This is a genomic window from Nocardia tengchongensis (assembly GCF_054781395.1).
In genome coordinates this window covers 1,208,680-1,224,856 of sequence record NZ_BAAGUM010000006.1, presented here as the reverse complement: position 1 = coordinate 1,224,856, position 16,177 = coordinate 1,208,680, and the positions used below count along the sequence as shown (strand labels likewise).

Sequence of the window (16,177 nt, the reverse complement as noted above, 5' to 3'; positions counted from 1 at the left end):
CGGCAACTCGCCGGTGACGAACGCCCAACCGTTCGTCACCGGCGAGTCATCTGCTTGTCATGAGACTGGGCAGCATTCTCGAAATTGCCGTACCAGAGGGGAGTTTCGTGCTCCCGGAGTCGGAGTCCTGATCGGCGAGGACGAACCGATCCCAGACCTCGTCGTCGGAATCGGCAACATTCCCTTGGATGCCCACGGCATCTCCGCGGCCCAGATCCAACTGGCGGTCGAGGTGGTCTCTCGCTCAACGGCCGCGATGGATCGCCGGATAAAGCCGGACCTCTATGCGGAGGGAGGCATCCCAAATTATTGGCGGCTGGAGACCAGTCGATTCAAGGGCCAATTGCCCGGCGAATGTCGCCGATGGTGACAGTGCGCTGCACGCGGACGACCGTAGACGCAGGCCCGGTCGGCGAGCAATGAAGTATCGCCGTTGCGGCGGCACCACACTCGGCGTTATAGGACGTTGGCAGGAACCTGTTCCGTACGTAGGAGACCGGTCCGCGAATGGAACGCCGTCACCCAGGCGATTGAACGCTTTGCCACCGATCGACATCGCATTGTCCGTCCGCATCGTTCCCTGCCGCGACGACTGTGCCGTCGACGCGGAGTCCTAGGGTGTGGGTCGATCCCGCCGCGATGGCGACGATGTCATGCCACCCGCGAACGTCGCACTGGCCTTGCGTGTTGTCCCCTACCGCAAGGACCGTGCCGCTCGCGAGCAGGCCGACGGTGTGGTAGCTCCCTGCAGCCACCGAGGTGATGTCGGCCCACTCGTCGACATCGCGCGCGCCTGATGCGCGGCGCCCCGCCGCGACCACCGTGCCATCGGCTCTGAGTCCAACCGTGTGCAGGTACCCCGCCGTGATGTCGGCCAGGCCGCGCCACTCACCGACATTGCACTGTCCCCCGCGGTTGTTGCCGACGGCGACCGCGGTTCCGTCTGCCCGGACTCCGACAGAGTGCCAGTCGCCGCATCCGAGCGCGACGATCTCACGCCAATCCCCGACTTCGCACTGTTGCTCGACGTTTCGTCCAGCGAACACCACGGTGCCGTTCACGCGTATGCCGAGCGTGCGGCGCCAGCCTGCAGAGATGGCGGTGATATCGCTCCAATCTCGCACCTCGCACTGCCCGTCACCGTTCCAGCCCGTTGCCACCACGGTTCCGTCTACTCGGAGGCCGACAGTATGCGATCTGCCAGTGTTCGCGGCGGTGTGCACGTTGCCCGCCGCCACGGCGATAACGTCTCGCCATTCGTGCACGTCGCACTCCCCAGCCGCGCCATGGCCCGCCGCGATGACGCCACCGTCTGAGCGGCGACCGACCGAATGACGTCTGCCGGCGGCAATTGCGGCCAATTGTGAACTCCTGCTTCGTAGTTCTCCCGGAGCAAGGTTAGCTGGCACCCTGTTATCAGGAGGCGCCCCACACCGGCCGGTTCGGTCAGTGCGGTGTGCGGCATTCCAGGGCGTGCGTGATCAGTTGTTGGCTCGTTGGATGGAGCGTCGGACCAGGGTGCGGATGCCGGGGAGTTGGATGGCGCGGAGCATGAGTTCACCCGCCCACACGTGTGTGCGTGATGGCGGGGCGAATCGGCTGATTCCTTTCCGGGCCAGTGCTTGTCGTTTGTGTACTTCCGGGCGCAATGACGTTTCCCAGGCGTCGAGGGCGGCGGGAATGTCGTCGCCGTGTGCCGCTAGCGTGGTGCCGAGCCGGTCGGCGCCGTCGAGGGCGAGGGCGGCGCCGTAGCCGGCGAATACCGTTACGCACCAGGCTGCGTCGCCGAGCAGAACGACTCGGTCGCGGCTCCAGCGGTCCATCACGATTTGGCCGACCGAGTCGAAATAGACGGTGGCGGGGTCGAATTGGTGGAGGGCTTCGGCGACACCGCCTCCGAGATCCCCGAACGCTCGGGTAAGGGCGGGACCGGCGTCGAGACTAAGTTCGGCCTGCGGGTCGGGGGAACGGTAAGTGAAGAATGCCGAAGACCGTTCCGGTCCCAGGTTCATCACCGCGGCCGTGCGGCCGGGGCCGATATAGGTGGTGCCGAGGCCTTCGGGAATGTGTTCGGGAACGGTTTGCAGCGGGAATGCGCCGACCATGTGGCCCAGGTCTACGAAATATTCTGGCTCGGCGCCGAATACGAGCTCGCGGACTCGGGAGTGCACGCCGTCGGCGCCGACGAGGAGTTCTCCGTGCAGGCGGGTGCCGTCGTCGAGGGTGACCACGACTTCCCCGGGGGCCTGGGCTATTGCCTGCAGGGTGGTGCCGAAACGAATATCGGCGAAGTCGGCCACGGCGTCGTACAGTGCGGACTCCAAGTCGCCGCGGAACAAGCTCAGTGCCCGTTTCCCGACAGCGGCCTCGGTGACATCGGCTGGGATCCTGAGCTTTTCGCGGCCATCCGCGTGGACGAGCACCGAGGTGAAGAACCCGATATCACGCCGAGTCAGCGCCGGTACCAGCCCGAGCCGCTCGGCGGCGGCATATCCGGGGCCGTGCAGGTTCAGTAGGTAACCGCTGCTGCGACGGCTCGGCGCGCGTTCGACCACCACCACGTCCCAGCCTTGCTGATGCAGTCGCAACGCGGCAGCCAAACCGGCGATACCGGCACCGACGATCAGCGCTCGCCTGCCCGATGCCTCGGCATACCGGGGTGCAGCGCTTTCGAAAGCTTCCATCGCGACTCCTGGGTCGATGTGTTGTCGGCGAAAGCCATCCACGAACCATCGCCATATCGTCAACTAGTAGTTGACTTGAAGTAAATCGTCAACTACTAGTTGACGCATGGTCGCGTGGGTGTGAGAAGGTCACCACATGAAGATCGGTGTTGCGCTTCCGCAGATGGCTCCCGGGTACGGACCGGGTACGACGCTCGACTGGGCCCGGCGAATCGACGCGGGCCCGTTCTCGAGCGTCTCGGTGGGGGAGCGGGTGACGTTTTCGAATCCGGAGATGGTCGCGACGCTGGGCGCCTGCGCGGCGGTGACGGAGCGGGTGCAGGTTTTGGCGAATCTCTTTGTGCTTCCACAGCACCCGGTGGCGATGGTCGCCCAGCAGATCGGCACGCTCGACCAACTCGCGAACGGCCGCCTCGAGGTGGCCGTCGGCGTCGGCGGTCGCGAGCACGATTACCGCGCTCTCGGCGCCGATTTCACGCGACGGCACCAGCAGCTCGATGACAAGGTCGCCGAGCTGAAAGCGCTGCTCGACGGCAAGCCGCCGTTCGACGGCGCGGACCCGGTCGGGCCGGCATGCGTGCAGCCGGGTGGACCGATCATCCTCGCCGGTGCGATGGGTCCGAAGGCGATGCGCCGGGCGGCGCGGTGGGCCGACGGCATCTCCGGCTTCAGCGTCGCGGGCGACGCCGACGAAATCGCCAAAGCAAGCGAGCTCGCGGACCGTTGCTGGGCCGAGGCCGGTCGGGTGACGACCCCGCGCAAGGTGAGCGGCTGCTTCACCGCCCTGGGCGTCACCGACGCATCAGAAGCGTTGCGCTCCTTCACCGCTCACTACCTCGGCTTCCTCGGACCGAAGCTGGCCGAGATGGTCGCCACCTCGGCGCGGGCATCGAGTCCCGAGGTGCTCGCCGACATTCTCGATGGCGCCGAGCAGGCCGGGTGCGACGAGTTCATCCTGGTCCCGGCCGTCACCGACCCGAACTTCCTCGAGGTGGCGACCGAGGTGGTGGCCGCACGCTCCTGACGTCCGAGGAACGGAAACATGGCGAGAAGGCGTATTACCGTTCGACGGTCGCTGAATTGTCGAAGCCCCAGCCCCAGGTAGGGGCGGGGGTGTCACAGTATCCTGGCAGCCCCTTTCCAACCGTACTCAGACGTCAGACAGTGGTCTCAGATGCACCAGACCACACTGCCCAGGGGGAAGCAGATGGCGAGTGATCCATCGACTGGGGTAACCGCGGTCGATGTCGAAGTCGCACTGGGGGCGGCCGAAGCTACCGGAGCTGCGATAGCGCCGAGCGGCAAGGCGATAGCGGTTGCGGCCACGAACTTGATTAGTTTGCTGGACATGTTTGTTCCTTGTGGTGATTGAGTGGCGAAATCGGCGACCGCAGACCTTGGTTCGACTGCTGTCGTTCGCTTCGCCGCCCACCCCGACCAGTTGTCATGGTCCTGCATGGCGAGCGATAGCCACACGATGAAGATTGCCGAACCAGAGCCTGTACGGAATGGCCCGGCGCCAGGCACTGTCACGACCACGTCGACCTGGCGGGCTCCGGTACGCATACTGAGACCGAAGCCGCATCCTTTTCCGCATGATCAGAAAAGGACGATAATTGAGGTTAGCTCTGATCGGGCAGAGTCTGGTAGGGGCTGAGGACCTCATTCGTAGGTTCGGCGATGCCGCGATATCGATTGGGTGGCTGAGGAGACGCAAGCATGCCCGCTCTGGTTGACCTTGCCGTGGGGATCGCACCCATCGCTGGTGGATTGGCTCTCGGTGCGGCCGCGGGATATCTGAAGGGCCCGGACGTCCGCAAGACGATCAAGCAGGATATGGAACTACTGGACCGCATACCTCCGGAGGAGGTCGAACGGCGCGCCGAGCTCCAACGGAGCATCGACAGTCGCATCGACGACTTGGTCGCGACCGTCAATCGATACCGGCCACTGCGCAGAGCGGCCGCCTCCTATCGCGGCGGCTTGCGCGACATCCTGCTGTTTGTCAGCGCGATTCTGTTTACGGCGGTCTGGTGGAGCGTTGATCACAATACGAGCAGCTGGCTACCGATGTTCGTTGTCCTCATTGTGATTTCGGTGTGGGCGGCCGCCTACGCGTTCAGCGGTCTGCGCAGATCCCTACTCAGTTTCCGCCAAGGGAAGGACTGATCGACATCGGCGCCGGCCGGCACAGGTTGCATGGGGGAGCTGGATCGCGATAACTCGTTGAACAGCGGGTTCGACCGTATCGTGGGCTGTGCGCCGTGGGGGCGCTCGAAGGAGGGGCTGTGACCACCGATGGGCAGTTGGCGCTCGAGCTGGATGGGCTGTACAAGAAGTTCGGGGGACCCTGGGTGGTCGAGGGGGTGAGCCTGGCCGTGCCGCCGGGATCCTTCTTCGGGCTGGTCGGGCCGAATGGCGCGGGTAAGACCACCACCTTGTCCATGGCGGTGGGATTGTTGCGGCCCGATCATGGGGCGGCGCGGATCTTCGGGCACGAAGTGTGGGCGGATCCGGTCAAGGCGAAGAGCGTGGTCGGGGTGCTGCCGGATGGGTTGGCGCTGCCGGAGCGGCTCACCGGGCGGGAACTGTTGAACTTCACCGGGTTGCTGCGCGGGATGGACAAGGCGACCGTGGTGGGGCGGGCCGACGAGCTGCTGCATGTGCTCGAGCTGGACGGCGCGGAAAACACTGTGGTGGTGGATTATTCGGCCGGTATGCGGAAGAAGATCGGGCTGGCCACCGCGTTGTTGCACGCGCCGAAGCTGCTGGTGCTGGACGAGCCGTTCGAGGCGGTGGATCCGGTGTCGGCGGGGACCATTCGGACGATCCTGCAGCGGTTCGTGGCCGCGGGCGGGTCGGTGGTGCTGTCCAGTCATGTGATGGCACTGGTGGAATCGATCTGCGATCGGGTGGCCGTGATCAGCCGGGGCCGCGTGGTGGCGGGCGGGACGCTCGCCGAGGTGCGCGGCGACGGGACCCTCGAGGAGGCGTTCGTGCGGCTCGTCGGCGGACGCGTCGGCGGCGAGGAGGGGCTGTCGTGGTTGGCGTCCTGATCCGGATGCGGCTGCGCATCACCGCGCGCAGCATGCGGGAAGGCCGTGCGGCCCTGAACTTCTGGCTCGGCACGCTGTTCGGGGTGCTGGCGGCGATCGCCACCGCACTGATCATCGCCACCGCGCACGAGACCGTGCACGGGGGAGTGACCATCGCGGCCGCGCTGTACGGGGCGTGGACGCTGGGCTGGATCTGCGGGCCGGTCCTCACCGGTAGCAGCGACGAAACCCTGCAACCCGAACAATTCCGGTTGCTGCCGTTGCCACCCCGGCAACTGGCCTACGGGCTCGGAGCCGCCGCCTTCGTGGGACCCGCACCCATCGTCAACCTGATCGCCTTCGGTGGACTGGTCCTGCTCGCCGCGCAGATCGGTTGGGGCGCAACGATAATCGCGGCCCTCGGGGTGGTGCTGCAGCTCGTGTTCGTGGTGCTGCTGGCCCGCACGGTGGTGGCCTGGCTGGGCGCGGCCATGCGCTCGCGGCGCGGCAAGGATCTCGGCGTGCTGTTCGCGGCGCTCATCGGCTTGGCGTATTACCCACTCAACCTGCTGATCTCGACGATCGGCCCGAAGCTGGACGGCGACCACGGCGGCCTGTCGGTCGCGTTGCGTTCCGTGCCCTCGGGCTGGGCTCCGTACGCGGTCGAAGCCGCCGCTCGCGGCAACTACCTGCTCGCACTGGTGCCGCTGCTGGGTCTGGCGCTGCTGTCCCTGGTGCTGTGGCAGTCGTGGGCGGTCCTGCTGGAACGTCGCCTCACCACCCCGGCCGCCCCGGAGAGCCAGGTGCTCGACAGCGGCGGCGGGCTGCTCGACCGCTTCCTGCCCACCACCCCGGTCGGCGTGGTGGTCGCCAAGGAACTCCGCACCTGGTGGCGCGACGGCCGCCGCCGCGCCGCCCTGATCCCGCTGCTGATCATCGGCTTCGTACTGCCGATCTTCCTGTCCGTCCGCGCCGGCGGTAGCGGAACCATCCCGTTCTCCGGCGCTTTCGTGGTGTGGCTGGCCACCATGTCCAGCACCAACCTGTACGGATTCGACGGCACCGCGGTCTGGCAAACGCTGGTGACGCCCGGCGCGGCACGCGCGGACGTGCGCGGCCGGGCCTACGCCTGGGCGCTGCTGGTCGCACCCCTCGCACTGCTCGCGACCCTCATCCTGCCCGGCGCGCTGGGGCGGACCCAGCTCTATCCCTGGGCGCTGTCGACACTTCCGGTGCTGTTCGGCGTGGGTATGGGGGCCGTGGTGTACCTGTCCACGCATGCCGCCTTCGCGCTGCCGCCGCAGCGCGGCAACCCCTTCGCCGGCACCGGCAACCCCGGCTGCATGAAGATGCTCATGCAGTTGGCGGTCGGCGTGGTCCAGTTGCTGGCCACGGCCCCCGTGCTGGCGATCCTGGGAATCGGTGCGGCCCTGCACAATCCGCTGATCCAATGGGCCGCGCTGCCGATCGGCGTGCTGCTCGGCATTTTCGCCGCGCTCCTCGGAATCCGATTGGCGACCACCCGATTGGCGGCCCGGGGCCCCGAACTGCTGGCCGAGGTGAAGCCGCGCTGACCCGCCGCTACTCGCACCGGGACCGATCACACTCCCGAAATCGGGTAGCGCACTACTGCGGCAATCCGGACACGCGATCCGCAGGCTGGATCCCAGGCTCGAATCACTGGGAGACAGCGAAAAGTGGATCAAATCCTGTATTGGAACGCGGTGGCGCTGGAGTCGGACCGCAAGGCGCACACCGAGATCGAACCCGTGGAACCGCGACCCCGCGGTCCGATCGGCAGGTCCCGCGCCCTGGCCATCGTGCACCTGGCCATGCACGACGCCATCTTCAGCATTTTCGGTGCACCGCACGGCACCTGGCTGACCGCGCCACCGGTGGCGGCCGCCGGCGCCCTGCCCGACGCCGCCATCGCGGTCGCCGCCCACACCACCCTGTCCGCGCTCTACCCCGCCCAGACCACCCGGCTCGACAAGGCTTTGCGCACAGCGGGACTGCGCGGGCCGGGAACCCGCAGTGGTGGCAGCCAGGGCCAGACCGTCGCCCGAGCGATCCTGAAGGACCGCGCCGGGGATCCCGGCCCCGGCTGCTTCGCGGTCACCAAGCGCTACACCGCGGATCCGCCGCCGCGGGCCGGCGATCCCAGCTCCTTGTTCCACGCCTGCGACGGGTCCGGGCAGCTCGGTTCCCCGTCGCTGTACAACCTGATCACCCGCGAGTTCGCTGTCACCCAGCGCAATGATGTGGAACAGAACGCCCGGCTGTTCGCCCTGGTCAACACTGCCCTCGCGGACGCCGCGATCCTGTGCCAGGACGATCCGTCCTACCCCTCGGCGCACGCCGCCTTCGGTGGTGCGGCCTTCCAAACCATCCGCCGCTACTACGACGTCGCCGCCGAGGGCCCCGACACCCTCACCGACGGACTGGGTTTCGTCTCCGGAGAACTCGACTGCGGCGCCACCGCTGGGCGCGGTCGCGCGGACCTGTCGCAGCACATCGGTGGCGTCCGGCTCGGTCGGGACGTCGCCGACGACCTGTGGGCCGCCGGACTCCGGCAGGATCAGGCCGCCGGACCGCGGTTGCCCTGAAATGCTTCCGGCAGCACGGTGAGATCCACCGCCCCCGCCATCGCCCGCGCACCCTGGTCGTTGAGATGCATACCGTCACTGTCGAATTCGGGCCGGATGAAGTCCGGTCGCGCCGGATCCGCCACCGCGGCGGCCACATCGAAGACCGCGTCGAACACGTCGGTCGAGCGCAGCCAGGCGTTCACGGCATTGCGCACCGGAATGCCCTCCGCCAGGGACAGGCCCGGGTAGATCGCCCCGGCGAACGGCCCGATGGTGTTGGCGTACACCGGAAGTCCGGCCGCGTGGGCCCGGGCGGCCAGGGCGGTGAACCCGGCGATCAGGTCGTCGGCGGTCGCGGTGCCGGCCAGGATCAGGTCGTTGATGCCGAAGTTGACCCACACGGCCGTCACGCCCGGCACCGACAGGACGTCGCGCTCGAACCGGGCCAGGCCGTGCTCGCCGATCTCGTCGGTGAGCAGCCGGTTGCCGCCGATGCCCTGGTTGACCGCCCATCCGGCGGTCAGCCGCTCGTTGACGACGTCCACCGAGCGCCGGTTGCCGGCGTGGGTGGAGCCGAAGCCCTCGAACCACGAGTCGCCGAAGGCCACCAGCACCGGAGCGTCGGAGTCGACAGCGACGTCGATTCCGGTGAGGAAGAACCGCGACGCGGTCTCCTCGGCATCGGACGGTGCAGCGTCGCCCGTCCGATCGCCGGTGCTGATCCAGCTGCTGTCCATGGGGAACTGGGAGAAGGCGGGCGTCGCCGACTCCGGCAGGTACACGCTCAACGCCAGCTCGGTTCCGGCCTCGACCGGCAGTTCGACCGGATCGCTGACGAGATCGGCGCCCGCCGGGATCCGGACGGATGCAGACTCCGCGAACCGCACCTCCTTATCCGTCTCGGCCACGATCTCGCCGCCCATCTTGCGCACCGCGATCCGGGCCGCGCCGATCACCAGCTCCTCCGTGCCGTACCGGTTGGTGAGAACCACCCGCAGCGCCGAGCCGCCGCCGGCCACCCGCACCACCTGCCGGACCGTCTGGTCGGCGAAGGTGCGCGGCTCGGCCAGCTTGATCGCTTCGGCCGGATTCACCAGCGGCGCACGGTATCCCGCTGTCCAGTGCTGTGTCGTCATGAGAACCTCCATTTAGTTGCGGTGCGGAATATTGCGCTGACAACAAGATATCCCAAATGTTCCGCGTGTCAACTATCCGCATCGAAAACGTCTGGTTTACGCTGGTGGGTGTGGATCCCAAGCAACTCTTCGACGACCCCCGGCTGACCTCCATCGGTCTGCTCTACGAGGCCCACGCCGGGCTCCTCGCGAAGCTCGAGGAGACCTGGAAGCGCAATGGACTCTCCGGTCTCGACCTGAATGCCCTGATGCGTCTGAGTCGCTCGCCCGGACGCAAACTGCGGATGACCGACCTGGCCGCCCAGACCAGCCTGTCCACCAGTGGCGTCACCCGCCTGGTGGACCGCCTGGAACGCAACGGCTTCGTCCGCCGCGAGGCCGACCCGGCCGACCGCCGCAGCTCCTACGCCGTCCTGACCGCCGCCGGGGCTACTCGCGTGGCGCGGGTCCTGCCCGCCTACCTCGCCGACGTGGATCGCTGGTTCACCGGCCTGCTGACCCCCGCCCAGCTCGAAGACCTCACCGCGAGCCTGCGTGTCATCCGCGACGCCACCAACGCCGAGGCCACCCAGATCTCGGACTGATCGATCGCCCATGGTGGTCACGGCCTCGGCGGCGGCGAACTCGGTCCTACATCCATCGAATTGGCCGGACAGCCGGTAGTTTTCGAACCGCAGGGTGTGTTTCACGGCAGTGAGAAAGCGGGAGCGGAATGACGACGGAACGTGCGCTGGTCATCGGCGGCGGTGGAGTGGCGGGGATTTCCTGGGCGACCGGGATCGTCGCGGGGCTGGCCGATGCGGGCGTGGATGTGACCGGGGCCGACCTGCTGCTCGGCACCTCGGCGGGGTCGAACGTGGCCGCACAGGTGAGCAGTGGGGTCGGGATCGCGGAACTGGTCAGGCGACAGGTGGATCCGGCCGTGCAGAGCCGGGAGATCGTGCCGTCGATGGAGAAGTTCGCCGGACTGTGGGAGACGATGACGGCGATCATCGAAGAGACGCAGGGCGATTCGCCCGAGCGGCGGCAGCGGATCGGGGCGCTGGCCCTGAGCGCCGAGACCGTTTCCGAGCCCGAGCGCCGGGCCGTCATCGAGACCCGGCTACCCGTGCACGAGTGGCCCGCACGAAAGCTGCGGATCACGGCGGTGAACGCCGAGACCGGTGAACCGCGGATCTTCGACAAGGACTCCGGCGTCCCGCTGGTCGACGCGGTGACCGCCAGCTCGGCCGTCCCCATGGTGTGGCCGTGCGCCACCATCGACGGCGTCCGCTACACCGATGGCGGCGTCCGGACCTCGGTGAACGCCGACCTGGCCACCGGCTACGCGCGGGTCCTGGTGATCGCGCCGATGCCGGACGAGGAGCTCGAGGCGCAGGTGGCGGGACTGGTCGCGGCCGGCGCGCGCGTCGAGGTGATCGCGCCCGACGAGGCGGCCGTCGCCGCCTTCGGACTCAACCCCCTCGACACCGCCACCCGCGTTCCGTCACTGGAAGCCGGTCGTGCCCAAGGAAAGTCGGACTCCGACCGCATCGCCGCGCTCTGGCAGAACTGACTCCCAGCGACTCCGGTTGATCCAGACGGCCACCCTGGCTGATTGCGCCGACGGCTCCGCTGGATTCAGCCGGCCGCCCCGGCCGCCAGCGCCGCCTTCCAGCCGCCGTATTCGCTGATGTCCTTGGCGGATTCGGCGGCTGCCCCGGCGCAGCCGAATCCGGTGTGCCAGGTGCCGTCGGCCAGTTCGACGGCACCGAGCTGCATCGGGGCGGGCAGACTCGCGAGGAAGCGGCCGAGGGCGGCGGGGGAGAGCAACCACCGCTCCCCGGCCACGGCGACACCGGATTCGGTGGCGGGGACGCGGGTGACGGCCGGTTTGGGCGGAACCGTATCGAGCGCGCCGAGACGATAGTGCGGGGCGGTCTCGACCGGGCCGTGCCAGCGGGCCCCGAGTGTGGTCAGCTGATGCTCGAGGGGCTGACCGCGCAGGTGCGCACCGAAGACGACCAGGTTTTGCGTCGGCGCGACGGTCGCAGGCCAGCAGGAATCCTCGAACTCCGTCCCGGTGATCAGGGCGGCGATATCGATGGCGACGGCGTCCTCGAACGCGCGGGCCAGCACGGTCACACCGAAATGCGGCTCGTCGGTCGGAACAGCCACCGCGCACAGGTCGAAGAGGTTGCAGAAGTTCGTGTACGTGCCCAGCCGGGAATTGACGGCGATGGGGTCGGCGGCGACCTCGGCGATGGTCGGGTGTGTCGGTGTGGTCGGCGTCAGCAGGGCGTCGACACCGGCCAGGCTCGCCATGGCGGTGGCACGCAGGCGTTCCAGTGCGGCCAGGTCCGTGACCAGCTGGTGGGCGGGGAGATCCCGCGCGGCGCGGATGATGGAACCGACTGTGGGGTCGACGGATTCGGGGTGCGCGTCGACGAACTCGCCGACGGCCGCGTAGCGCTCCGCCACCAGCGCTCCGCCGTACAGGAGTTTCGCGGCCGCCAGAAACGGAGTCGCGTCGATCTCGACGATGGACGCGCCCAGATCCCGGAGCCGAGCAACTGTACGTTCGAAAGCCGTGTGCCACTGCGCATCCAGATCCGGCAGCTCGCTGAAGATCGCCACCACCGGCTGCGGGGGTGCGGCCAGCCGAGCGTCGGCGGGCCACGGGCGGCCCGGGGCGCCGGCGGCCATCGCACCCATGGCCCGATCGGCGGTCCGCAGGTCGGCGGCGAAGATCGTCACACAGTCGTAGGACCGGCAAGCGGGCACCACGCCCTCGGTGGAGATCACGCCTACCGTCGGTTTGATGCCGACCAGCCCGTGCAGCGCCGCCGGGACGCGCCCGGAACCCGCGGTATCGGTGCCGATGGCGATATCGGCCTCCCCGTTCGCCACCGCCACGGCTGAGCCGGAACTAGAACCGCCCGAGACATATCCGGGCCGCAGCGCGTTCTCGACGACGCCGTAGGGCGAGCGGGTTCCCACCAGTCCGGTCGCGAACTGGTCGAGGTTGGTCTTGCCGGCCACCACCGCACCGGCCGCGCGGAGCGCCGCCACGGCGGGCGCATCGCGATCGGGCGTATACGCGAAGTCGGGGCAGGCCGCAGTGGTCGGCAGCCCGGCGACGTCCACATTGTCCTTGACGGCCAGCCGCAGCCCGGCCAGCGGTCCGGTGGCGGAGGCGATTTCGGCGTCCACCTCGGCTTCGTCACGTCGGTGGATCCACGTGGTCATGTGAGCTCCTCGAGAGGGTCGGGGCAGTTGTGCGGCGAGATGCGTGTCGGTGTCGGCACCCGCCGCGGGAGTGGCCGGCGGTGCCGGGTCACGGGGTTTCGGCGAGTTCGCCCGCCTCGCGCCAGGAATTGCGTTCAGTGGTGAAGGCCTCGGCTTGGCGGGCGCGGAACTCGGCGATCGGGGCGGCGTTGTCGGCCAGGAACTTCCGGTAGTCCACGAGCCGGAACTCGCCGTCCTCCGCCAGTAGTCGCCCACGGCCCGCGGCGGTGTCGGCGCGCAGGTCCAGCAGCTCCTCGCCGCTCACCGGATACCAGCTGATGCGGTCGAAATAGCGCAGCAGCCACGGGTCTTCGCCGAGACCGGTGGAGCGGTGGTTCCACACCTGGGTGGTGCGGCCGACGAACTGATAACCGCCGGGCCCCTCCATGCCGTAGATGCACAGGTACGCGCCGCCGATGCCGACCGCGTTCTCCGGCGTCCAGGTGCGGGCCGGGTTGTATTTGGTGGTGACCAGCCGGTGCCGCGGGTCGGTCGGGGTGGCGACGGGTGCGCCCAGGTAGACGTCGCCGAGGCCGAGGACCAGGTATTCGGCGGCGAACACGGTGTCGAAAACCTCGTCCACGGAGGCCAATCCGTTCATCCGGCGGATGAACTCGATATTCCACGGGCACCACGGGGCGTCGGCGCGGACACCGTGCATGTAGCGGGTGATGGCCTCCCGGGTGGACGGATCGTCCCAGGACAGCGGGAGCCGCACCGTGCGGCTGGGGACCACCAGCTGGTCGGCGGACGGCAGCTCGGCCTCCACCTCCGCCAGCAGGTCCAGCAGTTTGCGGGTGGGCAGGCGATCGGGGTCATTGCGCACCTGCAGCGACCGGACGCCGGGCGTCAGTTCGGTGATGCCCGGTTCGGCGCGTTCCAGCAGCGCCTGGTGCAGGGCGTGCACGCGGGCGCGCAGCTCCAGATCCAAAGTCATGTCGCCGTATTCGACGAGCAGCCCGTCATTGCCCGCACGCCGGTAGGTGACGCCGGTGTCGGCTCCGTCGCGGCGAGCCAGCACGCCGTCGTCGCCGTCGCCGCCGTTGGACAGGACGATCGGCCAGCCCGCCCGGCGCTCCGCCCCGAGTTCGCGCAGGGAGGCGGCGCGATCCGCGCGCACCGGCACGAACCGCACGCTGTCGCCCGGGGTCAGCTGGCCCAGCTTCCAGCGGTCCGCCGCGACCACGGTGACCGGGCAGACGAACCCGCCCAGGCTGGGGCCATCGGGGCCGAGCAGGATCGGGGTGTCACCGGTGAAGTCCAGGGCGCCGACGGAATACGCGGTGTCGTGAATGTTGGAGGGATGCAGTCCTGCCTCGCCGCCGTCCTGCCGCGCCCACTGCGGCTTCGGTCCGACCAGCCGCACGCCGGTCCGATCGGAGTTGAAATGCACCTCGTAGTCGGTGCCGATGATGGTGTCGAAGTCGTTGCGGGTGAAGAACTCCGGCGCGCCGTGCGGTCCCTCGGTGACCGCCAGTTCCCAGCGCCGGGTCAGGACGGGCTGATCGTCACCGGTCACCCCGGACGTCACCCGGCCCGCCGGGCCGAGCTCGAACTCGTCCCCGGCCGCCAGCGCGCGACCCGTGCCGCCGCCGAACTTGCCGAGCGTGAAAGTCGAACGGCTGCCCAGGTATTCGGGCACCTCGATGCCGCCCGCCGCCAGGATGTAGCACCGCATGCCGGGCCCGCGCACCATGCCCACATCCAGGGTTCCGCCGGCGGGCACCAGCACGCTGCGCCACTGCCGCACCGGGTGGCCGTTCACGGTCACCGGGACCGGTGCGCCCGTGACGCATACCCAGGTGGCGGCGTCGAAGCGCAGAGCCGGGCCGCCGAGGGTGCACTCCAGCCCGGCTGCGCCCTCCGCGTTCCCGAGGGCCCGATTGCCCAGCCGGAACGACAGGTCGTCCATGGGACCCGACGGGGGCACGCCCACGTGCCAGTAGCCGACCCGGCCGGGCCAGTCCTGCACGGTGGTCTGCATGCCCGGGCGGATGACCCGGAAAACCGGTGCGGGGGAGGGGTTCTCGGTCACCGCGAGATCGGGCAGCACGGCGGTCATCGGGTCACCACCATGCGCACCGGGGTCGGATCGAAGCCATTGCAGGGGTTGTTGATCTGCGGGCAGTTCGAGACCAGCACCAGGGTGTCGATCTCGGCGCGCAGGGTGATGGTCTTGCCCGGCGCGGACAGGCCGTCCACGATGCCGAGCGTCCCGTCCGCCTCGACCGGGACATTCATGAACCAGTTGATGTTCGAGACCAGATCCCGCTTGCCCAAGCCCCACTTCAGGCCCTCGGCCAGGAAGTTCTCCACGCAGGCATGCTGGTGGCGGGTGTGGTGGCCGTAGCGCAGGGTGTTGGATTCCTGCGAGCACGCGCCCGCCACGGTGTCGTGATTGCCGACCTCGTCGGCGGTCACCGTCATCAGCGCGGCGCCCGACTCGGTCAGCAGGACGCTGCCGGCGCCCAGGAAGATATTGCGCTGGGCGGTGACGGTGGCCTGGGCGCTGTAGCGGTCGGTGTGATCGGCGGCGTTGTAGAGCAGGCAGTCCACGGCCTGATTGCCGTGCAGGTCGATGATCTCGAGCTGCTCCCCGGCGCGAACGACGGCCGACCAGGGGGCGCGGGCGGGGACCGTCTCGTCGCGGACGACCGTGCGAGTGGTGGTGATGCTCATGCGCGTGCCTCCAGCGTGCGTGCGTGCCAATCCTGTTCGGTGTTCTCCACCGCGCGCAGGTATTCCGGATCCGAGTTGGGGGACAGGGCCAGGTCCCCGGGCGCGGACCAGGCCACCAGGTCCAGCGGGGTCACCGGCGTGGGGTCCAGCGGGTGTTCGGCATTGGCGACCAGCAGCGTCACCGGCAGGTGGACGAGCAGTTCGACCGCCGCACCCGCTCCCGAGCCGCCCGTAATCGTCAGCGCACCATCGGATTCCACGCGCACTCCGCGGAAGAACGACACCGTCGGCCCGATATCGCGGGGTTCGAGACCCTGCTTGACCCCGGCCATCCGCAAGCCCTGGCGGGCCGCGGGCGAGGGTCCGCACAGCGTGTCGTGATGGCCCGAGGTGTCCGTCAGCACCGTGGCCAGCACCCGGCCCTGATCCGACAGCAGCGGATGACCCGCACCGAGGTACGCCTGCCACGGCACCTTCACCGTATCCGCGACATTCAGTCGCTCCCACGGCGATTCGGCCCGCAGGAGCAGCAGGTGCGCGCACGCCCCGCCGTCCGGGTCGGACAACCGCACCCGGGTGCCCCGGGCCAGCACGACATTCGCGTACCCGCCCGCCGGAATCCGCTGGGCGAAGGTGATGCTGGTGGCGTCCACAGCGGCGGGCCGCTCGGGCCCGTCGCCGATGGCGGCCGCCGCCTGGGCGCGGGCGTGGTCCCGCGCCCCCGTGGTGTTGGCTGTGGTCATTGCTACTCCGTTCCTCGGGGGTCGCCGGAAATCCGGCCACTGTCG

15 protein-coding genes are annotated in these 16,177 nt (G+C 68.8%); 8 read left to right on the top strand and 7 right to left on the bottom strand.

The window, feature by feature from the left end; translation table 11 throughout:
* The first annotated feature begins 13 nt into the window (after nucleotides 1-13).
* Nucleotides 14-370, top strand: coding sequence for a Uma2 family endonuclease (locus ACYVKL_RS16810; RefSeq protein ID WP_379164376.1), 357 nt, complete (start codon nucleotides 14-16; stop codon nucleotides 368-370).
* A 148-nt stretch (nucleotides 371-518) separates the two neighbouring features.
* Here ACYVKL_RS16810 and ACYVKL_RS16805 read toward each other — a convergent pair whose 3' ends face one another.
* Nucleotides 519-1,265 (bottom strand): RCC1 domain-containing protein, encoded by a 747-nt coding sequence (locus ACYVKL_RS16805; RefSeq protein ID WP_379164373.1) that lies wholly within the window; start codon nucleotides 1,263-1,265, stop codon nucleotides 519-521.
* A 216-nt stretch (nucleotides 1,266-1,481) separates the two neighbouring features.
* A complete protein-coding gene (locus ACYVKL_RS16800; RefSeq protein WP_379164370.1) occupies nucleotides 1,482-2,684 on the bottom strand; it encodes an FAD-dependent oxidoreductase in 1,203 nt (400 codons plus the stop codon).
* 136 nt (nucleotides 2,685-2,820) lie between these two features.
* Here ACYVKL_RS16800 and ACYVKL_RS16795 point away from each other — a divergent pair, with 136 nt between their 5' ends.
* The 5 genes from ACYVKL_RS16795 to ACYVKL_RS16775 all read left to right on the top strand — a co-directional run bounded on the left by ACYVKL_RS16795 (nucleotide 2,821) and on the right by ACYVKL_RS16775 (nucleotide 8,325).
* The gene (locus ACYVKL_RS16795) at nucleotides 2,821-3,708 is read left to right on the top strand and encodes an LLM class flavin-dependent oxidoreductase (protein ID WP_379164367.1); all 888 of its coding nucleotides are present in this window, start codon (nucleotides 2,821-2,823) and stop codon (nucleotides 3,706-3,708) included.
* Nucleotides 3,709-4,403: 695 nt separating this feature from the next.
* Nucleotides 4,404-4,853 (top strand): hypothetical protein, encoded by a 450-nt coding sequence (locus ACYVKL_RS16790; RefSeq protein WP_379164364.1) that lies wholly within the window; start codon nucleotides 4,404-4,406, stop codon nucleotides 4,851-4,853.
* A gap of 119 nt (nucleotides 4,854-4,972) precedes the next feature.
* Nucleotides 4,973-5,740: an ABC transporter ATP-binding protein gene (locus tag ACYVKL_RS16785; RefSeq protein WP_213559281.1), complete on the top strand. Its 768-nt coding sequence runs from the start codon at nucleotides 4,973-4,975 to the stop codon at nucleotides 5,738-5,740.
* Nucleotides 5,725-7,293, top strand: a complete 1,569-nt coding sequence (locus ACYVKL_RS16780; protein WP_379164361.1) for a hypothetical protein — start codon at nucleotides 5,725-5,727, stop codon at nucleotides 7,291-7,293. The genes ACYVKL_RS16785 and ACYVKL_RS16780 overlap by 16 nt, the downstream gene beginning before the upstream one ends.
* Before the next feature lie 123 nt (nucleotides 7,294-7,416).
* Nucleotides 7,417-8,325 (top strand): hypothetical protein, encoded by a 909-nt coding sequence (locus tag ACYVKL_RS16775; RefSeq protein ID WP_379164358.1) that lies wholly within the window; start codon nucleotides 7,417-7,419, stop codon nucleotides 8,323-8,325.
* Here ACYVKL_RS16775 and ACYVKL_RS16770 read toward each other — a convergent pair.
* On the bottom strand, nucleotides 8,298-9,443 hold the full coding sequence (locus ACYVKL_RS16770) for a GDSL-type esterase/lipase family protein (RefSeq protein ID WP_379164355.1): 1,146 nt from the start codon (nucleotides 9,441-9,443) through the stop codon (nucleotides 8,298-8,300). The two genes, ACYVKL_RS16775 and ACYVKL_RS16770, sit on opposite strands and share 28 nt — an antisense overlap.
* Nucleotides 9,444-9,553: 110 nt before the next feature.
* Between ACYVKL_RS16770 and ACYVKL_RS16765 the strand changes: the two genes are divergently transcribed.
* Nucleotides 9,554-10,027 carry a MarR family winged helix-turn-helix transcriptional regulator gene (locus ACYVKL_RS16765; RefSeq protein WP_379164352.1) on the top strand — a complete coding sequence of 158 codons (474 nt, stop codon included), beginning with the start codon at nucleotides 9,554-9,556 and terminating at the stop codon, nucleotides 10,025-10,027.
* Between the two features lie 128 nt (nucleotides 10,028-10,155).
* Nucleotides 10,156-10,998: a patatin-like phospholipase family protein gene (locus ACYVKL_RS16760; RefSeq protein ID WP_379164349.1), complete on the top strand. Its 843-nt coding sequence runs from the start codon at nucleotides 10,156-10,158 to the stop codon at nucleotides 10,996-10,998.
* Nucleotides 10,999-11,063: 65 nt separating this feature from the next.
* Here ACYVKL_RS16760 and atzF read toward each other — a convergent pair whose 3' ends face one another.
* The 4 genes from atzF to ACYVKL_RS16740 all read right to left on the bottom strand — a co-directional run bounded on the left by atzF (nucleotide 11,064) and on the right by ACYVKL_RS16740 (nucleotide 16,132).
* Entirely contained in the window at nucleotides 11,064-12,800 is a 1,737-nt protein-coding gene (gene atzF / locus ACYVKL_RS16755) for an allophanate hydrolase (protein WP_379165762.1), read from the bottom strand.
* Nucleotides 12,760-14,694 carry a 5-oxoprolinase/urea amidolyase family protein gene (locus ACYVKL_RS16750; RefSeq protein ID WP_379165760.1) on the bottom strand — a complete coding sequence of 645 codons (1,935 nt, stop codon included), beginning with the start codon at nucleotides 14,692-14,694 and terminating at the stop codon, nucleotides 12,760-12,762. The genes atzF and ACYVKL_RS16750 overlap by 41 nt, the downstream gene beginning before the upstream one ends.
* 74 nt (nucleotides 14,695-14,768) lie before the next feature.
* A complete protein-coding gene (locus ACYVKL_RS16745; RefSeq protein ID WP_379164346.1) occupies nucleotides 14,769-15,389 on the bottom strand; it encodes an urea amidolyase associated protein UAAP2 in 621 nt (206 codons plus the stop codon).
* On the bottom strand, nucleotides 15,386-16,132 hold the full coding sequence (locus tag ACYVKL_RS16740; RefSeq protein ID WP_379164343.1) for a DUF1989 domain-containing protein: 747 nt from the start codon (nucleotides 16,130-16,132) through the stop codon (nucleotides 15,386-15,388). The genes ACYVKL_RS16745 and ACYVKL_RS16740 overlap by 4 nt, the downstream gene beginning before the upstream one ends.
* Nucleotides 16,133-16,177: the final 45 nt, after the last annotated feature.